The following is a 17,487-nucleotide window of genomic DNA, read 5'->3' as shown; positions in this document are numbered from 1 at the left end:
AATGAACGGTTTTCAAATATTTCACACGTTAAAATGTTTCATTTTTATAACGCGATCGACTTAGTTCAGTATAAAGTTGATCCAAAAACTCCAATATTATATTTAGTGGATTATGAGTTGCTCGCTGATATTAAAAATGGTTTAGATGTGATTGAAGAGCTTAATTTAAATGGTAAAGCTATTTTAGTTACCAGTTGCTTTGAAGATATTGCTATACGAAATCGATGTGAAAATATTGGCGTTAAAATCATACCAAAATCTTATGTACCTTATATTAAAATTATTGAGACTCCAGAGAAAGAACTTATAAATACGGTGGTTTTTATTGATGATGATGAAATGATGCGAATGACTTGGATCTTTGCGGCTGAAGAGGCTGGACAAAGTATTTCAACCTATTCGTCATTTGATGAGTTCGTAAATGAAATAAATAATTATTGTAAGAATACTCTTATTTATATTGACTCAGATCTAGGAAACAATGTTAGAGGCGAGGATTGCGCAAAACTCCTTTTTGATAAGGGGTTTATTGACGTTCATCTTGCCACTGGCCATTCGCGAGATCGATTTCGCCAAGTGCCATGGATTAAAACAATTGTTGGTAAAGAGCCACCTTTTCAATTTGCACACGGGAATTCAACATGAACTCTACGGATAAAGATAAATTAAAACACGATTTTTTAAACTCAATTGTTATCATCAACAGCATGACAAAATCTGCTTCGAGTTTCATGAATACAATTTCACAGTCAATGGATACCGTCGATATTAACCAAAAGCAGATGGAAAAATTTTTATATTCTATGAGCGCTATACGTGAGCAAACTTCAAAGATTGAAAATTATTTTTTATCTCTTTTTAATGAATAATTGTGACAAATTATCTCTCTGCTAGATATGAGGAATATGAAACCACCCTTCCCCAATCTATAGAATCAGTTAAATGATCTTTGGTAATACTGTAGTAGTAATTGTTATCTAGCTTTTGCGCATCAAATAAATAGTTAATCCACTCAGCTATTGGTTTTTTATATTCTTTTTCTGATAACAAGAATAATATTTTCTCTTTTTTTGTAACAGCGGCCATGGTCTGTTCGGGTAGCTCATATCCCCGCATTAAATCTAATTGATCTGACAGCTCTTTTACGTGTCTAAGGATAAGCCATGTAGGTTTGGCGTCTTTGTCAAGAAATAAAAAACTACCTGAGTTATCAACTAGATAATACTCAACAGCCTGTGCTTGTATTAGAACACTAGCAAATAATTTTTGATATAATTCATTATCAAATAAATTATTAATGGAGTTTTCATACGCATTAACTATATTTTTTGTTAACTCTCTGAAATAGCGCTGAGTTAGGTCATCCACAGCTAATGTAATTTCTGGATATAGATTTTCACTTGTCTTGAGTATAAATTTATCAATTAAACCGTGATTGAAAGCTTTTATCGCAGTATCTTTATCTGCTTCAGCCGTTAGCATAATTTTAAAGATTTTTTTCTCTTTAATTTTTTTGCAAAATTCAATTCCGTTAATACCGGGCATTTGATAGTCCACAACTAACAATGGTGCATTCTCAAACCTTGCTTTATGATAAAGCTGATTTAACATGTTACTAACATCAAAGCCAATAACTCGATCATTAGTAGTATCTAAATTCACATCATTCATTAATTTGAAAATTGATTGGGTGATATCTTGACAATCGTTATCAATAAGATGAAAAGCCATATCTGAGCTTGTAAGTGTTAGTATATTAAACTTTTGGCCAAATTCTAAATCTAACGCATCCAAAAATGCTCTGTTATCATCTAAAAAAATGACTTTTATCGGATGATAAAAACAGGTAGGTCTTGCATCAATAATAGTCATATAGTAATTCCTCTACGTTACAGCCACAATTGCATCACCCATGATAAGTTGCCAATATTTCAGACCTTTAATTATAATGTATTGCTGTTAAGAAAAAATAATTAACATGGATGTCGCCCTGTATAATAAATGATTCTTCAAGTTTTTTCCTCCCAAATTTTATATTTAATCACTTAAGTTATTGAGATTTATGTTTTTCCGATTAAGTTAGAATCCTTTCTTGTTAATCTTCTTCAATTTACTCTAGAATTTTCTTTCTCATAAATCTACACCATTCCACAACCGTTAATTAAAGAATTAATTATATTTTTATTATTTATAATCAATGAGTTAACGATATTATCCCCCGGGGACAATTTATTAAATCGATAATCCATAACAGTGGTCCCGTGAAATTTAAAGTGCCATTAAAACAGATCCAGGATTAAATTTAATAAAATTCAAACGGCCCAAAACAAAAAAATATCAAAGACAATTAAGAGCATCACAAACCCTTTAAAATTTAGCACACTAAAGCCTCACGTTACGATTGAACTGCTTTTTCTAGGATTAATGTAATAGCCATTGCTTCAACATTAAAAAGCCTGATTAAATTAGGAGAATAAATTTAGTAGAGAAATCCATCTATTCCATCAAAATAAAAGATTTAATATAATGCCCTGAGAGATATAGGACTATTGTTAAATAGGTTATTGAAAAATAACAAACGACACAACCATTTATCTTGATAATAAGCGCATAGCTATAAAAAAGATTTGTCCACTTAATCAAAAACACAAATCTCAGCCAAACAATATATTCTTCGCCATGGGTAAAGATAGATAAAACAGATAACTCTATACGAAGACTAATATTACCAACATATATTGCTTAACAATCAATATTCTAAATATGAATTAATCATATACACTGGCGCAGATGGGAAAACAGTTCTTTTATTTTTGACATTTAGCTTACTAAAGGAGCCGTCATTCATCAGATAATGAGATGCTCTATTTATAGAAAGTAATTTATTACAATTAAAAATGATATCTAAAACATGAAAATAACATTATCTTATATCCATTCTCGAATTTAGGATATTATCAAAATAAGTCAATAACTTACTCGTAAAAATGCAAAAAGTATAATTTAATGTAACTTTTGCAATATTACTCTGTCTTCAAGATAAACACATCTATTTGATAGTTGGGCGGTTAGTATAAACGCGCACAAAACGCTGGAATAATTATTTTACAAAAATTCACAATGCGAGATACTAATCAAAATTTTAAAGGTACTAGAGTAAAAATCCAGTATCTGTCAGAAGTTTCCGACATTAGAAAATGTGGATAAAAGCTAAAAACACCCCATAAAGCTACACCATTACCATATACCTACACCATGACCTCCCATAAAGCCACACATGAAATTTTAAGTCCCATTAATCCCCATATTACTACACACAAAAACTCATAAACCTACACTATCAATCCCAAATAAATACACAATAGCTCTTATATAAATCATTTAAAATCATATGGTTATGATGTTTTTATTTGATGAACTTATGAATAGAAGAAAAAAGATATATATTTTCCTTTTTTTAGAATTAAGATGAATAGTACAAATTACCGCTTGCAAATTTGTTTCAATAAAGTTAGTCTAAAAAAATAGTACAAAGCACCTTATTGCAAAGGGGGATGGATGAAAGTAATTACAACAGCCGGAAACAAAGGAGGGATTGGCAAATCAACTATTGCTCTCACTCTTGCACAATATCTAGCTAAATGTAAAAACATGAAAGGGGCCTTTATCGATTTAGACCCACAAGGCAACTCTTCATCTAGCTTAATTCCGACTACAAGAGATCCAGCTCACCCAACTGGTTACATGCCTAAAGCACATCCAGAGTGGGATCCAAACAACTTACCAGAAGATGATCCTCATTGGGATGGAGTTAGTAGTATTGCAGATATATTCATAGGTAAATCTATTTATCCATATCCAACATGGGTTGACAATTTACATTGTTTTCCTTCTTTTGCTTCATTATTGGAAGATGCACAACGTGTTCTAAAAGTTGATGTAAAAGAAAAGGTTATAAATCGTCTTAAAGAATTTACCGAAATGCTATCAACCCACAGTGATTACCAATTTGTTATTATTGATACGAATCCACAGTTTGGCCCACTAACAATGGCAGGGTTGCGAGCAGCAACTCATGGACTATTGCCAACTGAACTTGAACAATATGGTATTAATGGAACCATAGGCATGATCCAAGCAATTTCACAAGAGCAACTTAGAAGAGTGAAAGACGATACTATTAAAATAGCGGGAATTTTACCTAACCAAGTTCGTAAAACAGCAGTACATACTAAGTTCCTTAATGATTTGCGTTCAATAGAAAAATCAGAAGAATGGTTATTACCTCCTATAGCCCAAAGAACCATTTATTCAGAATTGGTAGTAGAGGATGCAAAACCTAATTGTGTATTTAACTTACCACAAACACATCTCGCTAGAATTGAAAGTGAGAAATGGTGCTCTTATGTATATGACAGGGTATTTCATAATGTATACAACAAAATAGAAGAAAAGGAGGCTTCCTATGGTTAGTAAATTCAAACTGAATTCAGTTAAAACTGGAGAGACAAAGGATGCCATATCAAGAACACTGGCAATTGCCAATGATTATGCTGGGGAACTGTCAATAGAAGTATTGTCCTTAGATAAAATAGAACTTGATCCGGAAAACAATCGTGAACTAGCACTAACACTTCATGATGCAATAAATGGAATAGATCCCTCTGATCCTGAATATACAAAAAAGAAAAATGATTGGAAATCGCTTGAGTCATTAGCAAAAACTATACTAGATGATCAGTTAATTAACCCCATATTTGTATACAGATTTGGGAACAAATGTCGTTTAATCGCTGGTGAACGTAGAACCTTGGCCTCAGCGATTGCCGGTAAAAAGGAAATTATAGCAAGAATTGCAAGTCAACGACCTGTTGGTTCAAAGTTAAGAGTTCTACAGTGGATTGAGAATAATGAGCGTGTAGACTTATCTCTGGCTGAAAGAGTTGCGAGTATTGAGGCTATTGTTAAAGAGTATTTAAACGAAAATAAAGAAAAAAGTGATAGCGAGAAAATAACATCAAAAGTATTAAGTGATTTAACGGGAATGTCTATAACACAATCTCGAAGATATATTCTGATTTTGCAAGCTAGTCCAGAGATAAAGCAGGCGATTGCTGAAGGAAAAATAGAGAATGTAAAATTAATTGAATTAATTATTTCAGTTGAAAACGCAGAACATCAACAAGTTCTCTTAAAGGCAGCCATAGAAAATCTATCCTTTGATGCAATTGTAAAGCTAAAAAAAGAACTTGAATTTTCGTTAGTTACAAAAAAAGAAATAAGAGGACGTAAACAATTAAATGTTAGTTTAGGTAAGGTAAAACCCAATATTGCCAAAATTATCTTTGATGCCTTAGTTTCAAGCAACATTCTACACGAGAGCATCGTCGAGCAAATGAATATGTTAAGCAATAATGTCCAATGGAATAATGGTAAGTCAGTTGAGGAGTGCTTTAAAAAAATAATTCCTCTAATTGCTCAGGAAGTGTGATTAAAATGAATAAGCTGAAACTCAATAATAATGAAGACGATAAGAAAATTATTACATTTACTATTAATAAAGAAATTAAAGAGTCACTCAGAGAAATTCTGTTAAATTCTGAAAAATATAATTTAAAAAAGAAAACTGATTGGGTAAACGAAGCCATCATAATGTTAAAGGAAAATCCTGATTACAAAGAAATGGTACTCAATGCAGAAGGGAATAGTGAAAATTTCGTATTTGATAAAATTTATATGACATTTAAGCAACGATGTTTTTTTTCTGATATGAGAAATGAAGTTGTAAAGGAATATCCTGATATAAGAGGCCCTCAAACTGCCATAATACGCGCTGCTATTTTGAGTAGAATGATGAGGAAAAAATAAGAAAAAAGGCCAAACGGAATGGGTAATGTTCGCTGAAAAAACAATACGTAAACATGTAACAATTATTCATGCATACTCTTTAATGAGTGTATTGCAACGGAAAATTGTCAATGTGCTTTTGTATGAAGCAATAAAAGGAGATGGTCGCATAAATAACCATCAAAATTCGGTCGCTGTCGAATGTAATATGCCTTTTTCTAAGCTGTTAAAAGCAGTCAAGTTTAATAGTAATAATACCCAATATCTAAAAGAGTCCATTGATGGGTTGGCATCATTAAAAATAGAATGGAATTTATTGAAAGATAAGGTACCTACAGATATCTCGTTTTTAAATTTACGAGTTTTACATGGTGCGCCTACGTTCTATCAAGATAATACCATCAATTTTTCTTTTCATAAAATCATGCTTGATTTACTAGTTAATCCATCTATATACGGTACAATCGACGTTGATCTGCAATCTGAATTTGAATCGAAATATGGTCATGCTCTTTATGAAAATAGTACACGGTTTATTAACTTACAAAAAAATAAAATTATTTCATTAGATACATTTAGAAAAATTTTAGGAGTTCCTGAAGATAAATATCCAAGTATGCGGGAACTTACAAGAAATGTCATTTCGCCCTCATTAGAAGAGGTTAATGATCGAGCTAATTTTGCTGTTAGCTTGGATCCAATAAGAGTTGGTAGAAAAATTACTGGATTTGAGGTTCTAGTTAAGAACAAAAAAAATACAATAATATCAGAAGTCAGCTGTATTGATCGTGAAAATGAGCAGATACATAAAGAAATAAAATCAACTTTTGGCATATTAAATGAGTCAATATTAGAAAATATTATAAATAACTACTCAGAAGAGTATATTCAAGAGAAGATTAACTATACCAAGAAATATGCAAAAAAAGAGCGGACAGGTTTTTATCCTATCCCATATTTTATTAGCGCCTTAAAACACGATTATAAATTTAAGGAAGAACCTAAGCCAGAAGTTTCTCAAGAAAAAGCATCTAATGATGAAGCTGAGTGGGAAAAGAAATTATTCGCTTTACAGGCAGAACTCAATCATTGGGAAAAACTATCAGGATATACTAAAGCTGGAGATAACCAAGAGCATGTTAAAAACATGCAGAAATTTGTTCTAGAAGCCCAAGAAAAATTAAAGCAACATTATTTAGAGAAGCCAATTAAAATGGAGGCGGTTTAATATGAAATTTCCGGCCTTTGAACCAATCAATCTAAAGAATGAGCTCCAGTCCTTGGAAGCAATTGATCTGTGTTTATCAAAAATTTATCCAGATCAAAATCAGGCTAGAAAGTTTTTTAGCGATGCTTCACTAGAAGAATTGGCTTCATCAATTCGGCAGCATGGGATTATACAGCCTATTCTTGTCAAAGAAATAGATCATAATAGGAATGAATATCAAATTATTGCAGGTGAACGGCGTTGGCGCGCAGCTAAAATAGTTGGATTAGAAAAAATCCCTGCAATCATTAGAAAATACAATAAAGCAAATGGGATGGCAGTATCTTTAATTGAAAATATTCAAAGAGAAGATTTAAACCCATTGGAAGAAGCGCAAGCTATACAGCGATTAATAGAAGAGTGTTACATGACGCATGGTGAAGTTGCTGAAACTTTAGGTAGATCTCGAACAACGGTTACTAATCTTCTTAGATTGCTTACTCTCACAGATGAAGTAAAAGAAATGTTAAAAACGGGATTATTAGAAATGGGACATGCTAGAGCTTTATTAAGTTTGTCGAATGTACAACAAGTAGAAACAGCAAAAATAATTACTAGTAAGTCTTTATCTGTTAGGGAAACTGAAAAATTGGTTCAGCGCTTAAATAGGCCAGAAGATAAACAGGAGTTTTTTCTAAATCATCAATTTGAACAAAAAACGAAAGATTGGATGGCACAATTGTCGAAAAAACTTTCATCAAAAGTTAACATGCATTTTAATGATGGAGGAAAAGGTAGGGTGGTGATAAGTTTTGACTCTTTAGAGGAAGCAGATTGGTTAATGGCCCATCTTAAGGTGGAAGGGTAGGGCTATTTTTTATTCACAAAATTAGTGGATAACTATGTGGAAAAATTGGAAGTTGTTTGCCTTGAGCCTGTAGTTATAATTTTACTGGTATACCGGAAAAAAACGACCTCCAAATTTTACTTTCAAGAGACGATTGGACTACGTCGAATGGTAAAGTGTGGCAAAAGATCATCTTCTTTCTAATCACTATTAAAGCGTGCTTAAATCGATCTGATTATTTAATAACCACTTTTCTTTTAGAAATTAAAAAGTAAGTCAAGTTGGAATGCTGTTGTATGAGATAAGTTGTTGTGAACAGTCGTGGAGCAATTATTTTGACTCAATTCGGACCTTGGTTTTTTCTTCCTTTTGGTATTGGTTTTATTAGTATATTTTTGTGATATTAAAAGAAACAGCATATTGTGAAGGGAAAAAATATTTTCACTATACAAAGTTTTAAGTCGATAATTATGCTGATAACGGATTTTTATCATGCTTAAGAATTGAGCAAACGCATTTGTGTACGTTGAAAAAGCTAATGTTCTTCTTTGTCCCAACTTAGATTTTATTCTTCCATTAATGGCGGTGATTGTCCAATCATCCAGTAAATCTTTCTCTAGACGAAGCACATAATAGCGTTTGTCTTTCTCAAAGCGTGCCTCATGGTAGACTTCTTTGTAGGTAAAATCCAAATAGTGTAACCAGGGTAAAGTAATAAACCAGAGCGTCATTTAGAAAATAGCCAAATTAGCAATGCGTTTTAGGCGATCAGGATTGTCTTCAACATAAATTGCGGTAGTCACAATGTTAGCATGACCTGCAAGACGTGAGACTGCTTTAATATCCGCGCCTTGTTCAATTAATCGGGTAATGAAAGTACGTCGACCAGAATGGGAGCTTGCCCCAATGATTCCTGCTTTATCATAAAGTGACTTGAACCATTTTTGCAAACTATTGGGTGTAAAGCGACTTTTACGTTGGGTCTGAAATAAGGGTTTGTCTCGTGCAACATGTTTTAGGGTATCGAGATGTGCTTGGAGTGCTTTGCGGATTTTTTCATTGGCAAGATAAGCGTAACGTTGCTTTTCACCTTTGGTCATTGAGCGCTTCAAACAAATCTCTTCAAGTAATTGATAGTTGTAATCGGCTACATCTGCAATAGTGAGAGAGGCGATTTCTTTCACTCGCAATCCAAGACCAAAAGAACAATACACAAGGGCGCTATTTCTTATAGCGAATTGCCCATCTTTGGCAACAATAAGCAGTCGCTTAAACTCCGCTTCACTTAAGACTCTGGCCTTTCCTTCTTTTGGCATAAAAGACTCAATATTTTCCTGTTATAATGGTATTCTAAATAAATCAGGCTGTCTTGGCAAAAGCAAAAATAAAATTGTGGTTTATAGTAGAACTTTAGTATGAATACACTCATCGATGCAGCAATAAAATATCTTTCGAATCATTATTGCAGTGAAATAGAACTCATAAGGCAATTGGAGAGGGATTTTTCGCATGTGCCCGAGTTAGATGCTCAGATTCATGCAACCATAGCTCGCCTTCGGGAATTACATTTAATTAATGATAATCGTTTGGCTGAATCATTAAGTGCCCGTTATATCCATAAAGGAAACCGTTTTATTCAACAAATATTAAAACAAAAGGGCGTTAAAGAAGAAGTGATTGAGCAAGTCTTAGAACATATTGAACTGGAAGAAGTTCGCGCCCTAGATGAAGCTCGGAAAAAAATGCGTGGATTTAAAAATGATACAGATGAGGCGATAAATACAAAATTGGCTCGTTTCTTAAGTGGTCGAGGTTTTCCCCATGCTACGATAAAAACCGTACTTAAACAGTTAAGTGAAGAACAGACTACTTAAAGTTTTAGATAGTGCAGCGGATGAATACAACAATCATTTGCATCCTTAAGAAAAGAAAACTGTAAATTAAACTCTGAATGAAATGATAAACTTACAACGCATCATGATTATTGGTAGACCAGGAAGTGGCAAGTCCACTTTTTCTGTTATGTTGCAAAAGAGCCTAAATATTCCATTGTTCCATTTAGATAAATATTTTTTTATTGCCGATTGGGTGCCACGAGAATATGAGAATTTTTTGTCACTCCGAAGCCGACATGTACTTGTACTTTAATTTACCCAAGTGGCTATGTTATTGGCGGGTATTTAAGCGCTTGTTTTATAAGGATTCAGAAATTGATGATAGAGCCGATGGTTGCAATGAAACGGTACGATGGTCGCTATTAAGTTATATGTGGAACTATGAACAACGGATTAATCCTTTATTAAATGCCTTAAAGAACCAATATCCAAAAGTGAAATTCATTGAGCTGTGTAGTCCATATGATGTGGCGCACTTGATGCGTGTGCTTACACATAAAGAAGAGTACAGTATTGTGACAGGATTTTAATAAATGATGCCGATGAATGTGATAATACTCTTGATGGGTATTGCAGGTACTGGTAAAAAAACCATAGGCGAGGCAATTACAACACTGGCTCCTCAGTTTCGATTAGCGCATCACCATGCTTGGATCGATCCAGTTCTAAAACTTCTAGGTAACGAGTTCCAAGTATTTTGGTCTCTTGATGATAAAGGATGGGCTGCGCTTAACAAGGCTCGTGACGTGATTTTTGATACGATGACCGAGCTTTGTTATTACCTATGAGCTCTTAGCGAATAATTCTTGGCATCAGGAGTTTTTTATTTAATCAAGTACAAACCGTTGCTCAAAAACGGGAAGCTGTGTTTGTTCCTATCCGATTGATTTGTAATGGGGAAGAGCTTGTTAAACGCTTAAAAGACTCAGATAGAAAAGGCTATTTTAAAACACAAGATGAGGCGCTCATTACAAAAAGACTGTTTGAAGAAGATGTTTATTTGAGCAAAGAGCCGTATGAAATGACTCTAGATGTGAGCCTCCTTTCAGCAGAGGAGTCAGCGCGTCGTATTTTGGATTGGACTTCCTTGGTTTATGGCAGTAAAAATCAGAATCTGGAATTTAAACCATTGAGTCAAAAAGATTTGAACTTAATGACCCAATGGTTTACAGAGCCTACGGTGAAACAAGGGTATGCACGAAATCAACAGTTTTCTTTGGAAGATATTAGTGCAAAGTACGCACCTCGCATTGAAGGCATGGATCCAGTCCCGAGTTTTATTATTTATTTGAATCAAAAACCAATTGGTTTTATTCAATACTACAGTCTTTCCGACCATTTACCCGAAGGAGTTTCAGGAAATCATGCTTCCTTGTTTGACGAGTTCACACCTGAACAATTGGTTGGTATGGACCTTTTTATTGCAGAGCCATCATGTCGCGGAGTAGGGTTGGGTAGACAAATTATAAGGCGTTTTATTGCAAAACAACTCTACAAATTTAAAGCTGTTGTGGTTGATCCACACATTGGAAACGAGCAAGCCATTGCGTGCTATCAAAAGGCTGGTTTTGTTCCCACGCAATACAGTGAAGACGCCAATTACCTACTCATGATAAACATGCTTTCTTATAGAGGGTCCCATGAACATTCTTGAAACTCCCCGTCTGATTTTACGTACATGGAGAGAAGCTGATCTTGATCCTATGTCACTTATTGATCAAGATAAAAAGGTATGCCAATTTTTACCAGGAATAGGGAACAGGAATGCTACAAAAGCAGGCATTGAGCGGATTATTGCACATTATAAAGAGAAGGGATTTTCTTTGTATGCTGTTGAACTGAAAAGCACAGGGGAAATGATAGGATTTTTAGGGTTAATGACTCCCTCTTTTGAAGCGCACTTTACCCCCGCTGTTGAAATTGGTTGGAGACTTTCTTCAACGCATTGGAATCAGGGTTATGCTACGGAAGGAGCAAAAGCTGTTTTGCATTATGCCTTTACCTCTTTAAATCTTCCTGAAGTAGTTTCATTTACAGCAGTGAATAATCTAGCCTCAAGACGCGTTATGGAAAAAATTGGTTTACAACACAATACAAAAGATGATTTTGATCATCCCAAATTGGAGCCCAATAGTCCCTTGAGACGACATGTGCTTTATCGATTATCCAGAGCTGATTATCTAAACAACAAGGGTATTCAAGCATGATTTGGGAGACCACGTTAAAAAAAATTACGGATAAAACGGCGAGTCATGCGGCGCAAAAATGGGTAAAAAATCCTACCCATCTTAAGCTTATCAATAATCAAATTAACTGTGTATATCGATTTGAATCTAATGGGCAAGGCTTTTACCTGCGCATGACCCATGAAAAAATACGAAAAGAGCGTGAGCTTTTGAGTGCCATTGATTTTCAGAAACATTTATTTTTGTGTGGTACGCCTATTTGTGAACTGGTTGTATCCCAAGAAGGAAATGATGTCGAAACGGTACACCAAGAGGATTTGGAATTTTTTGTTCATGTTTGCCGGGAGGTACCAGGGCAAATCATGCATTTTGATTATTCAGATAAAAAAGCTTATCTAACATGGGGAAGGGCTCTAGGGCTATTGCATCAAGCCTCGCAAAGTTATGTTGCAGAGAAACATCACTTTTTAACTTGGGAAGATTTGTGGCGTGAGACTTTGGATTATGCGCGTCAAGAAGAGTCCTTGATTCAGGATTTATATGAAACGATTACGACACGCTTCAAAACTTTTTCAATCGACTCATCTAATTTTGGCCTAACCCATGGGGACCATCGTCCTGGAAATGTGCTTTATGATGGTGAGAGCGTTCATCTGATTGATTTTGATGAGCCAGTATATCATTGGTATCTTGCCGATATTGCCAAACCTTTTTTGGACTTATGCAATAAACCATGGCCTCTCTGGCAACCACTGTTTGAATGGTTTATAGAAGGATATAGGCAAATCCGGCCATTGAGCTCAGAAGAATTAAAAGAAGTGAATCATTTTTCGCAAATGAAAAGCTTAGATATCTACCTCTGGTGTAAATACAACTGGTTTGAAGAAACAGCTCCAGGAGGAAAGCCAGGGGATGAATGGCTTCATGACTTAAAAACTATGGCATTAACCCCTTTGTTTTATGTGCCATAACCGATTAAGGGAACTCCTATTGAGGTGGGTAATGAATAATATCATGGATGCGCGATAGCTCATTGGTTGGATTTCGGTAGCCATGCGGTTGATTGGCATTAAAACGCAGTCCTTCTCCTTTGGAAAGTGATTTCCAGAACCTACCTAACAAAATTTCAATGGTTCCATCCACAACAATGACATGCTCAATGACTCCATGTTTATGAGGAGGTGAAAGATGTTCGCATCCGGGCAATAACTCAATAACAAACAATTCAAAATGTAGCTGTTCATCAAAAGGAAACAGAGGAAGTACTCGTATTTTTTCATCATCTGGATGCAAAGTTTCAGCATGCCCTGTTCTATAAATAGGATTGGTTGAATCATCCAGACTGTCTTCAATAAACGATGAAAAGGAGGTTTGAAAGCCGCTCGCAATTTTCCATAGGGTAGAAATCGTTGGGCTTGACTCTTCGCGTTCAATTTGCCCAAGCATCGCTTTAGAAACGCCCGTTTCAAGCGCTGTTTTATCTAAGCTCCAACCTCGATCTTGTCTTAATGATTTTAGTATTTTTGCAATGCGGTTTGAAATTTCTTGCATTATGTCCCTTATTAAAAAAAGCTTGTGCGTTTTAGCGCACAAGTATATACTGGTTTATTATGCGTTATAACGCACGAATTGTGAAGTAGATTGTGGAGGATTGTATGGTTGAACACCCTTTTAAAAACAAACTGGTTGCAGTGCTTAACAAACGTATCGAGCCTGGCAAAGTAATGAATGCACTTGCTCATATGTGTATTGGTTTAGGCGCTGTGATTGGTACAGAAGAACTGCGTTTAACCGATTATCGAGATGCAGACGGAGGCTCTCACCCGTATATTTCAGAAATCCCTTTTATAATTCTTTGTGAGAATTCCAACAAAATTAGAACATTACGCCAGAATGCTTTAGCAAAAAATGTTCTCTTTAATGATTTTACCGATACGATGACTGTTGGGTCCTATCAAGAGCAAATTGAAAGAACGGCACAGGTTAAAGAGAACGATCTGATTTATTATGGCATTGTCTTGTTTGGGGATTGGGACGTAGTGACAGAGCTCACTAGAAAGTGTTCTTTGTGGCGATGATGGGATGGTGATAAGCGATGAATAAAGAGAAAAAGTTAAGTAAACGCGCGCAAATCATACAAGATTTTTTATCTCAAAAAGGGATATCGTGTGAGGTCAAAGAACTTGATTCGAGCACTCGCACGGCAAAAGATGCTGCTGATACTTTAAGATGTGGTGTTGCTCAAATTGTGAAGTCATTACTATTTTGCACAGAAAAAACCAACAAGCCAGTATTAGTATTAGCAAGTGGTGTTAATCGTGTGAATGAGAGCTTGATTGTTAGTCTCATCAATGAACCTATTGGGAAAGCTGATGCAGATTTTACACGAGAAATCACTGGTTTTGCGATTGGTGGAGTTCCTCCCGTTGGCCATAAAAACGTTATTGATACGGTTCTTATTGATGAAGATTTGTTATGCCATGAAGTTCTTTGGGCTGCAGCAGGAACGCCCAATGCAGTGTTTTCATTATCTCCTGAAACATTGAAACAGCTAACAAATGGGATGGTGGTAAAGATTAGAGAGTAAGTCATGCAAAAAATATTCTGGGATAATCCCTATCAACGCCAATTAATGACTAAAGTGGTGTCAGTCAATGAGAATCGACTACTTTTTGCAGAGACTATTGGTTTTTCGTTTTCCGGTGGTCAGGAAAGTGATACAGTCCGCGTGAACGGCCTGATAGTCACTCATTCTGAAATAGAAGATCACTTGATTTATTATACATTACCTGCGGAGCATGGACTTTCTAAAGGCGATGTTGTCCTTATGGAAATTGACTTTGTTCGTCGTTATAAATTGATGCGCCTTCATTTTGCTGCTGAATTAATCTTAGAGCTTGTCCAAAGAATGCTGCCCGTTGAAAAAATAGGTGCTCATATTGCTGAGCATAAGGCTAGAATTGATTTTAGCTATCAGCACAATATTTCGGATATCTTTGACTCTCTTTTGTTTGAATACAATCAAATTATTGCAAAAGATATGCTTATTCACACTGGATTTTCTGATGAGAAGAGTCAAATGCGTTATTGGGAAATCGAAGGATTTTCTAAGGTTTCTTGTGGTGGAACACATGTAAAATCAACCGCTGAAGTGGGTTATATTACGTTAAAAAGGTCGAATGTGGGTAAAGGTAAAGAACGAATTGAAATTTATCTGGTACAATAAATTCAGCTTAAACATAAAGTGTCTTAATCAAAAAAGTAGCTTAATACTACGGGAGTTATGAGTGAATGCAGAAGAAATTACAGTTTTAAATGATTTAAAAAACGATATAAATCAATTGCTGGGATTTCATGAAGAAACACCAAGGATTAATTATGGTCCTTGTGGCGCGTTTGCTAAATTATTTTTTGATGCTTGGAATGACCGCTTTCAGGATAAAGTGCATATTGTTTTTGTGATGATGAAATCCCATGAAGAGTGCTGGCACATTGCATTGCGCATGCCTTCAGGAGAACTTTATGATGGAGGAGTTGGCCTTCATTGTGAAGAAACTTATGGAGAAGATTACTTGTTTGAAGACATGATCGAATATGATCATGAACGTTTGGAAAAATGGTCTTATGGTCTTGAACGTGATTATCCACGTTTTTGTCCTGATTTTAATAAACAAGTGGTGAATTCATTGATTATTCATCATCTAGATCGATTGCGATCTCAAGAAAGTTGACTTAATGCGTTATTTACCTCAATAAGCAATTCAAAAATTAAGTAAAGAGCATTACTCAAAACCGCGTTTTGTTTTTTTGGACTGGCTCTGTTTCTCGATGGTGAATAACACAAGCCCAGATATTTGATGAGGATATCGCTATGAAACAAGAACACCAACTGATTTATGAGCTAGAGACTTCTCTTTTAAATCCGAAAACGAGAAAATCGATTACCCAACTGAAGCTACTGATTGCTGATAAATTTATCGAGTATGGGGCCTCTGGTTCAATTTACAATAAGAACGACCTACTTGATTCTCTTCCAGAAGAAGAGTCACGAAGTTATATGGTTAATGACTTTTCAGTATTAGAGGTGTCGCCCGAAGTCATGTTGGCAACTTATAAGGTTACTGTTGCCTCAAAAAGTTCCTTACGTTCTTCGCTCTGGCAATACAAACACAACCGTTGGCAAATGGTGTTTCATCAAGGCACGCCTTGCCAAGAGGAATAATTCATTTTTACAGGTATTAAGATGATAACGATAGCCTATCTAAAACATCACTCCGATTGCATTCCAGAGCTTGCTAAGATTTGGCATGAAGTATTAGGAAAAATTTGGGTTCCTGATGTGCCCACTTCGCGTGTAGAAGAAAATTTACGAAATCATTTAAACATCGAGCAGTTACCGCTCACTGTTGTTGCTTTTGATGAAGATAAACCTGTTGGGATGTGCTCTTTACGCGTGAATGATGGGATCCGTCCTGAACTAACTCCCTGGCTAGGCTCGTTAGTGGTAGCGCCAGGCCATCAAAAACAAGGTATTGCAAGACAGCTTATTCTTCGAGTAAAAGAAGAAGCCCAAACATTAGGGTTTAAAAATCTTTATCTTTTTGCTTTTGATCCTACCATTCCAGAATATTACAGTCGTCTTGGTTGGCGCACGATTGGCATGGATGAATTTAAAGGACATCCTGTCACCGTCATGGAGATAATATTGTGAAGATTAGACAATTGTTTGATGCGGATTGGAATATATGGAAAGAAATACGTTTAGAGGCTCTGGCCAACTCACCAGAAAGCTTTGGCTCTTCTTATGACGAGGAAGCGTTAATGTCCGATACTGATTTTCAAAATGGATTAAGTAAAGGATACGTATTAGGTGCCTTTGTTGATGATTTATTAGTGTCTTGTGCTGGATTCTATAAGCTTAATTCACTTAAAACCAAACACCGTGGTGTACTTTGGGGTATGTATACTCGTCTTGAATACAGAGGGAAAGGTATTGCAACAGCATTAATTCAGACCCTGATACAACATGCAAAAACCTGCGTTACTCAATTGCACTTAACCTGTGTTACGAGCAATTTTGTGGCCCGCGCTTTTTATCAAAAGCAAGGGTTTCGAATTTATGGTACTGAACCTAAAGCACTTAAAATTAATGATACCTTCTATGATGAATATTTAATGGTATTGGATTTTAAAGAGGAACCCATGAAAAAACTAGATACCTATCAGAGCCTGTGTACTGAAGTATATGATTTAAGTAAACCCAATGTGCCACAAGATGCGTACTCTTTTTACCGAAGCTATGCTGTAGAGGCTAAAGGCACCATTTTAGAGCCTATGTGTGGTACGGGTCGATTTTTATTGCCTTTGGCTGAAGAAGGATTTGATGTTCAGGGCTTTGATGCAAGTCAACCGATGCTTGAGCGACTGCATGCAAAAGCAAGGAGCAAAAATCTTAATCCAAAAGTCTGGTATGGTTTTATTGAAGATTTAAATCAATCTGAGAAG

The 17,487-nt window shown here is 35.4% G+C and carries 23 protein-coding genes and 2 pseudogenes; 21 read left to right on the top strand and 4 right to left on the bottom strand.

Annotation, left to right across the window (positions count from 1 at the left end):
• Nucleotides 1-645, top strand: a pseudogene (locus Lani_RS20415) (sensor histidine kinase); the annotation flags it as partial.
• Complete coding sequence (locus Lani_RS16500; RefSeq protein WP_019350432.1) at nt 642-869, top strand: hypothetical protein; 228 nt, start codon at nt 642-644, stop codon at nt 867-869. The pseudogene Lani_RS20415 and the gene Lani_RS16500, both read left to right, overlap by 4 nt.
• Nucleotides 870-879: 10 nt before the next feature.
• On the opposite strand, the gene Lani_RS16495 is transcribed toward Lani_RS16500, so the two are convergent.
• The gene (locus tag Lani_RS16495) at nt 880-1,872 is read right to left on the bottom strand and encodes a response regulator (protein ID WP_014845164.1); all 993 of its coding nucleotides are present in this window, start codon (nt 1,870-1,872) and stop codon (nt 880-882) included.
• 1,686 nt (nt 1,873-3,558) lie between these two features.
• Here Lani_RS16495 and Lani_RS16490 point away from each other — a divergent pair.
• The 5 genes from Lani_RS16490 to Lani_RS16470 are packed head-to-tail and all read left to right on the top strand — an operon-like array spanning nt 3,559 to nt 7,922.
• A complete protein-coding gene (locus Lani_RS16490; protein ID WP_010655313.1) occupies nt 3,559-4,473 on the top strand; it encodes a ParA family protein in 915 nt (304 codons plus the stop codon).
• Nucleotides 4,466-5,491 carry a ParB/RepB/Spo0J family partition protein gene (locus Lani_RS16485; protein WP_014845018.1) on the top strand — a complete coding sequence of 342 codons (1,026 nt, stop codon included), beginning with the start codon at nt 4,466-4,468 and terminating at the stop codon, nt 5,489-5,491. Before Lani_RS16490 ends, Lani_RS16485 begins: the two co-directional genes overlap by 8 nt.
• Before the next feature lie 5 nt (nt 5,492-5,496).
• The gene (locus Lani_RS16480; protein WP_010655311.1) at nt 5,497-5,868 is read left to right on the top strand and encodes a hypothetical protein; all 372 of its coding nucleotides are present in this window, start codon (nt 5,497-5,499) and stop codon (nt 5,866-5,868) included.
• Nucleotides 5,869-5,893: 25 nt separating this feature from the next.
• The gene (locus Lani_RS16475; protein WP_014845020.1) at nt 5,894-7,075 is read left to right on the top strand and encodes a replication initiation protein; all 1,182 of its coding nucleotides are present in this window, start codon (nt 5,894-5,896) and stop codon (nt 7,073-7,075) included.
• Nucleotide 7,076: 1 nt separating this feature from the next.
• The gene (locus Lani_RS16470) at nt 7,077-7,922 is read left to right on the top strand and encodes a ParB/RepB/Spo0J family partition protein (RefSeq protein WP_014845021.1); all 846 of its coding nucleotides are present in this window, start codon (nt 7,077-7,079) and stop codon (nt 7,920-7,922) included.
• Nucleotides 7,923-8,158: 236 nt separating this feature from the next.
• Here Lani_RS16470 and Lani_RS16465 read toward each other — a convergent pair whose 3' ends face one another.
• Complete coding sequence (locus Lani_RS16465) at nt 8,159-8,632, bottom strand: hypothetical protein (RefSeq protein ID WP_014845022.1); 474 nt, start codon at nt 8,630-8,632, stop codon at nt 8,159-8,161.
• Entirely contained in the window at nt 8,633-9,217 is a 585-nt protein-coding gene (locus Lani_RS16460) for a tyrosine-type recombinase/integrase (protein ID WP_014845023.1), read from the bottom strand.
• Nucleotides 9,218-9,316: 99 nt separating this feature from the next.
• Between Lani_RS16460 and Lani_RS16455 the strand changes: the two genes are divergently transcribed.
• The 6 genes from Lani_RS16455 to Lani_RS16430 all read left to right on the top strand — a co-directional run bounded on the left by Lani_RS16455 (nt 9,317) and on the right by Lani_RS16430 (nt 12,953).
• Complete coding sequence (locus Lani_RS16455; protein WP_058388718.1) at nt 9,317-9,775, top strand: regulatory protein RecX; 459 nt, start codon at nt 9,317-9,319, stop codon at nt 9,773-9,775.
• A gap of 227 nt (nt 9,776-10,002) precedes the next feature.
• Nucleotides 10,003-10,326, top strand: a complete 324-nt coding sequence (locus Lani_RS16450; protein WP_223499658.1) for a P-loop NTPase family protein — start codon at nt 10,003-10,005, stop codon at nt 10,324-10,326.
• A gap of 3 nt (nt 10,327-10,329) precedes the next feature.
• Nucleotides 10,330-10,584, top strand: a complete 255-nt coding sequence (locus tag Lani_RS20975; protein ID WP_058388717.1) for a hypothetical protein — start codon at nt 10,330-10,332, stop codon at nt 10,582-10,584.
• Nucleotides 10,585-10,661: 77 nt separating this feature from the next.
• The gene (locus Lani_RS20615) at nt 10,662-11,450 is read left to right on the top strand and encodes a GNAT family N-acetyltransferase (protein ID WP_223499657.1); all 789 of its coding nucleotides are present in this window, start codon (nt 10,662-10,664) and stop codon (nt 11,448-11,450) included.
• The gene (locus Lani_RS16435) at nt 11,437-12,003 is read left to right on the top strand and encodes a GNAT family N-acetyltransferase (protein WP_058388716.1); all 567 of its coding nucleotides are present in this window, start codon (nt 11,437-11,439) and stop codon (nt 12,001-12,003) included. The genes Lani_RS20615 and Lani_RS16435 overlap by 14 nt, the downstream gene beginning before the upstream one ends.
• Nucleotides 12,000-12,953: a phosphotransferase enzyme family protein gene (locus Lani_RS16430; protein ID WP_058388715.1), complete on the top strand. Its 954-nt coding sequence runs from the start codon at nt 12,000-12,002 to the stop codon at nt 12,951-12,953. Before Lani_RS16435 ends, Lani_RS16430 begins: the two co-directional genes overlap by 4 nt.
• A 16-nt stretch (nt 12,954-12,969) precedes the next feature.
• Here the strand turns inward: Lani_RS16430 and Lani_RS16425 are convergent, their stop codons facing one another.
• A complete protein-coding gene (locus tag Lani_RS16425) occupies nt 12,970-13,533 on the bottom strand; it encodes a helix-turn-helix domain-containing protein (RefSeq protein WP_014845029.1) in 564 nt (187 codons plus the stop codon).
• A gap of 104 nt (nt 13,534-13,637) precedes the next feature.
• On the opposite strand from Lani_RS16425, the gene Lani_RS16420 reads away from it, so the two are divergent.
• The 8 genes and pseudogenes from Lani_RS16420 to Lani_RS20965 form a co-directional block, all read left to right on the top strand.
• Nucleotides 13,638-14,060 carry a DUF2000 domain-containing protein gene (locus Lani_RS16420; protein WP_014845030.1) on the top strand — a complete coding sequence of 141 codons (423 nt, stop codon included), beginning with the start codon at nt 13,638-13,640 and terminating at the stop codon, nt 14,058-14,060.
• 17 nt (nt 14,061-14,077) lie between these two features.
• A complete protein-coding gene (locus tag Lani_RS16415; RefSeq protein ID WP_014845031.1) occupies nt 14,078-14,569 on the top strand; it encodes a YbaK/EbsC family protein in 492 nt (163 codons plus the stop codon).
• A gap of 3 nt (nt 14,570-14,572) precedes the next feature.
• Nucleotides 14,573-15,208 (top strand): alanyl-tRNA editing protein, encoded by a 636-nt coding sequence (locus Lani_RS16410; protein WP_014845032.1) that lies wholly within the window; start codon nt 14,573-14,575, stop codon nt 15,206-15,208.
• A gap of 61 nt (nt 15,209-15,269) precedes the next feature.
• Nucleotides 15,270-15,713 carry a hypothetical protein gene (locus tag Lani_RS16405; RefSeq protein WP_014845033.1) on the top strand — a complete coding sequence of 148 codons (444 nt, stop codon included), beginning with the start codon at nt 15,270-15,272 and terminating at the stop codon, nt 15,711-15,713.
• Between the two features lie 140 nt (nt 15,714-15,853).
• Nucleotides 15,854-16,204, top strand: a complete 351-nt coding sequence (locus Lani_RS16400; protein WP_014845034.1) for a nuclear transport factor 2 family protein — start codon at nt 15,854-15,856, stop codon at nt 16,202-16,204.
• A 21-nt stretch (nt 16,205-16,225) separates the two neighbouring features.
• Nucleotides 16,226-16,693: a GNAT family N-acetyltransferase gene (locus Lani_RS16395; RefSeq protein WP_014845035.1), complete on the top strand. Its 468-nt coding sequence runs from the start codon at nt 16,226-16,228 to the stop codon at nt 16,691-16,693.
• Nucleotides 16,694-16,803: 110 nt separating this feature from the next.
• Nucleotides 16,804-17,094 (top strand): annotated as a pseudogene (locus Lani_RS20970) (GNAT family N-acetyltransferase); the annotation flags it as partial.
• 90 nt (nt 17,095-17,184) lie between these two features.
• The coding region (locus tag Lani_RS20965) for a class I SAM-dependent methyltransferase (protein WP_238585197.1) at nt 17,185-17,487 on the top strand (303 nt) is incomplete at its 3' end.

The sequence above is a fragment of the Legionella anisa genome (genome assembly GCF_001467525.1).
GTDB lineage: Bacteria > Pseudomonadota > Gammaproteobacteria > Legionellales > Legionellaceae > Legionella > Legionella anisa.
Note: the sequence above shows the minus strand (reverse complement) of the source record. Positions and strands in the feature narration are given on the sequence as shown.

Coding starts and splice junctions, on each gene's coding strand:
- Lani_RS16500 (WP_019350432.1), top strand. CDS start 642: ATGAACTCTACGGATAAAGATAAATTAAAACACGATTTTTTAAACTCA.
- Lani_RS16495 (WP_014845164.1), bottom strand. CDS start 1,872: ATGACTATTATTGATGCAAGACCTACCTGTTTTTATCATCCGATAAAA.
- Lani_RS16490 (WP_010655313.1), top strand. CDS start 3,559: ATGAAAGTAATTACAACAGCCGGAAACAAAGGAGGGATTGGCAAATCA.
- Lani_RS16485 (WP_014845018.1), top strand. CDS start 4,466: ATGGTTAGTAAATTCAAACTGAATTCAGTTAAAACTGGAGAGACAAAG.
- Lani_RS16480 (WP_010655311.1), top strand. CDS start 5,497: ATGAATAAGCTGAAACTCAATAATAATGAAGACGATAAGAAAATTATT.
- Lani_RS16475 (WP_014845020.1), top strand. CDS start 5,894: ATGTTCGCTGAAAAAACAATACGTAAACATGTAACAATTATTCATGCA.
- Lani_RS16470 (WP_014845021.1), top strand. CDS start 7,077: ATGAAATTTCCGGCCTTTGAACCAATCAATCTAAAGAATGAGCTCCAG.
- Lani_RS16465 (WP_014845022.1), bottom strand. CDS start 8,632: ATGACGCTCTGGTTTATTACTTTACCCTGGTTACACTATTTGGATTTT.
- Lani_RS16460 (WP_014845023.1), bottom strand. CDS start 9,217: ATGCCAAAAGAAGGAAAGGCCAGAGTCTTAAGTGAAGCGGAGTTTAAG.
- Lani_RS16455 (WP_058388718.1), top strand. CDS start 9,317: ATGAATACACTCATCGATGCAGCAATAAAATATCTTTCGAATCATTAT.
- Lani_RS16450 (WP_223499658.1), top strand. CDS start 10,003: ATGAGAATTTTTTGTCACTCCGAAGCCGACATGTACTTGTACTTTAAT.
- Lani_RS20975 (WP_058388717.1), top strand. CDS start 10,330: ATGATGCCGATGAATGTGATAATACTCTTGATGGGTATTGCAGGTACT.
- Lani_RS16435 (WP_058388716.1), top strand. CDS start 11,437: ATGAACATTCTTGAAACTCCCCGTCTGATTTTACGTACATGGAGAGAA.
- Lani_RS16430 (WP_058388715.1), top strand. CDS start 12,000: ATGATTTGGGAGACCACGTTAAAAAAAATTACGGATAAAACGGCGAGT.
- Lani_RS16425 (WP_014845029.1), bottom strand. CDS start 13,533: ATGCAAGAAATTTCAAACCGCATTGCAAAAATACTAAAATCATTAAGA.
- Lani_RS16420 (WP_014845030.1), top strand. CDS start 13,638: ATGGTTGAACACCCTTTTAAAAACAAACTGGTTGCAGTGCTTAACAAA.
- Lani_RS16415 (WP_014845031.1), top strand. CDS start 14,078: ATGAATAAAGAGAAAAAGTTAAGTAAACGCGCGCAAATCATACAAGAT.
- Lani_RS16410 (WP_014845032.1), top strand. CDS start 14,573: ATGCAAAAAATATTCTGGGATAATCCCTATCAACGCCAATTAATGACT.
- Lani_RS16400 (WP_014845034.1), top strand. CDS start 15,854: ATGAAACAAGAACACCAACTGATTTATGAGCTAGAGACTTCTCTTTTA.
- Lani_RS16395 (WP_014845035.1), top strand. CDS start 16,226: ATGATAACGATAGCCTATCTAAAACATCACTCCGATTGCATTCCAGAG.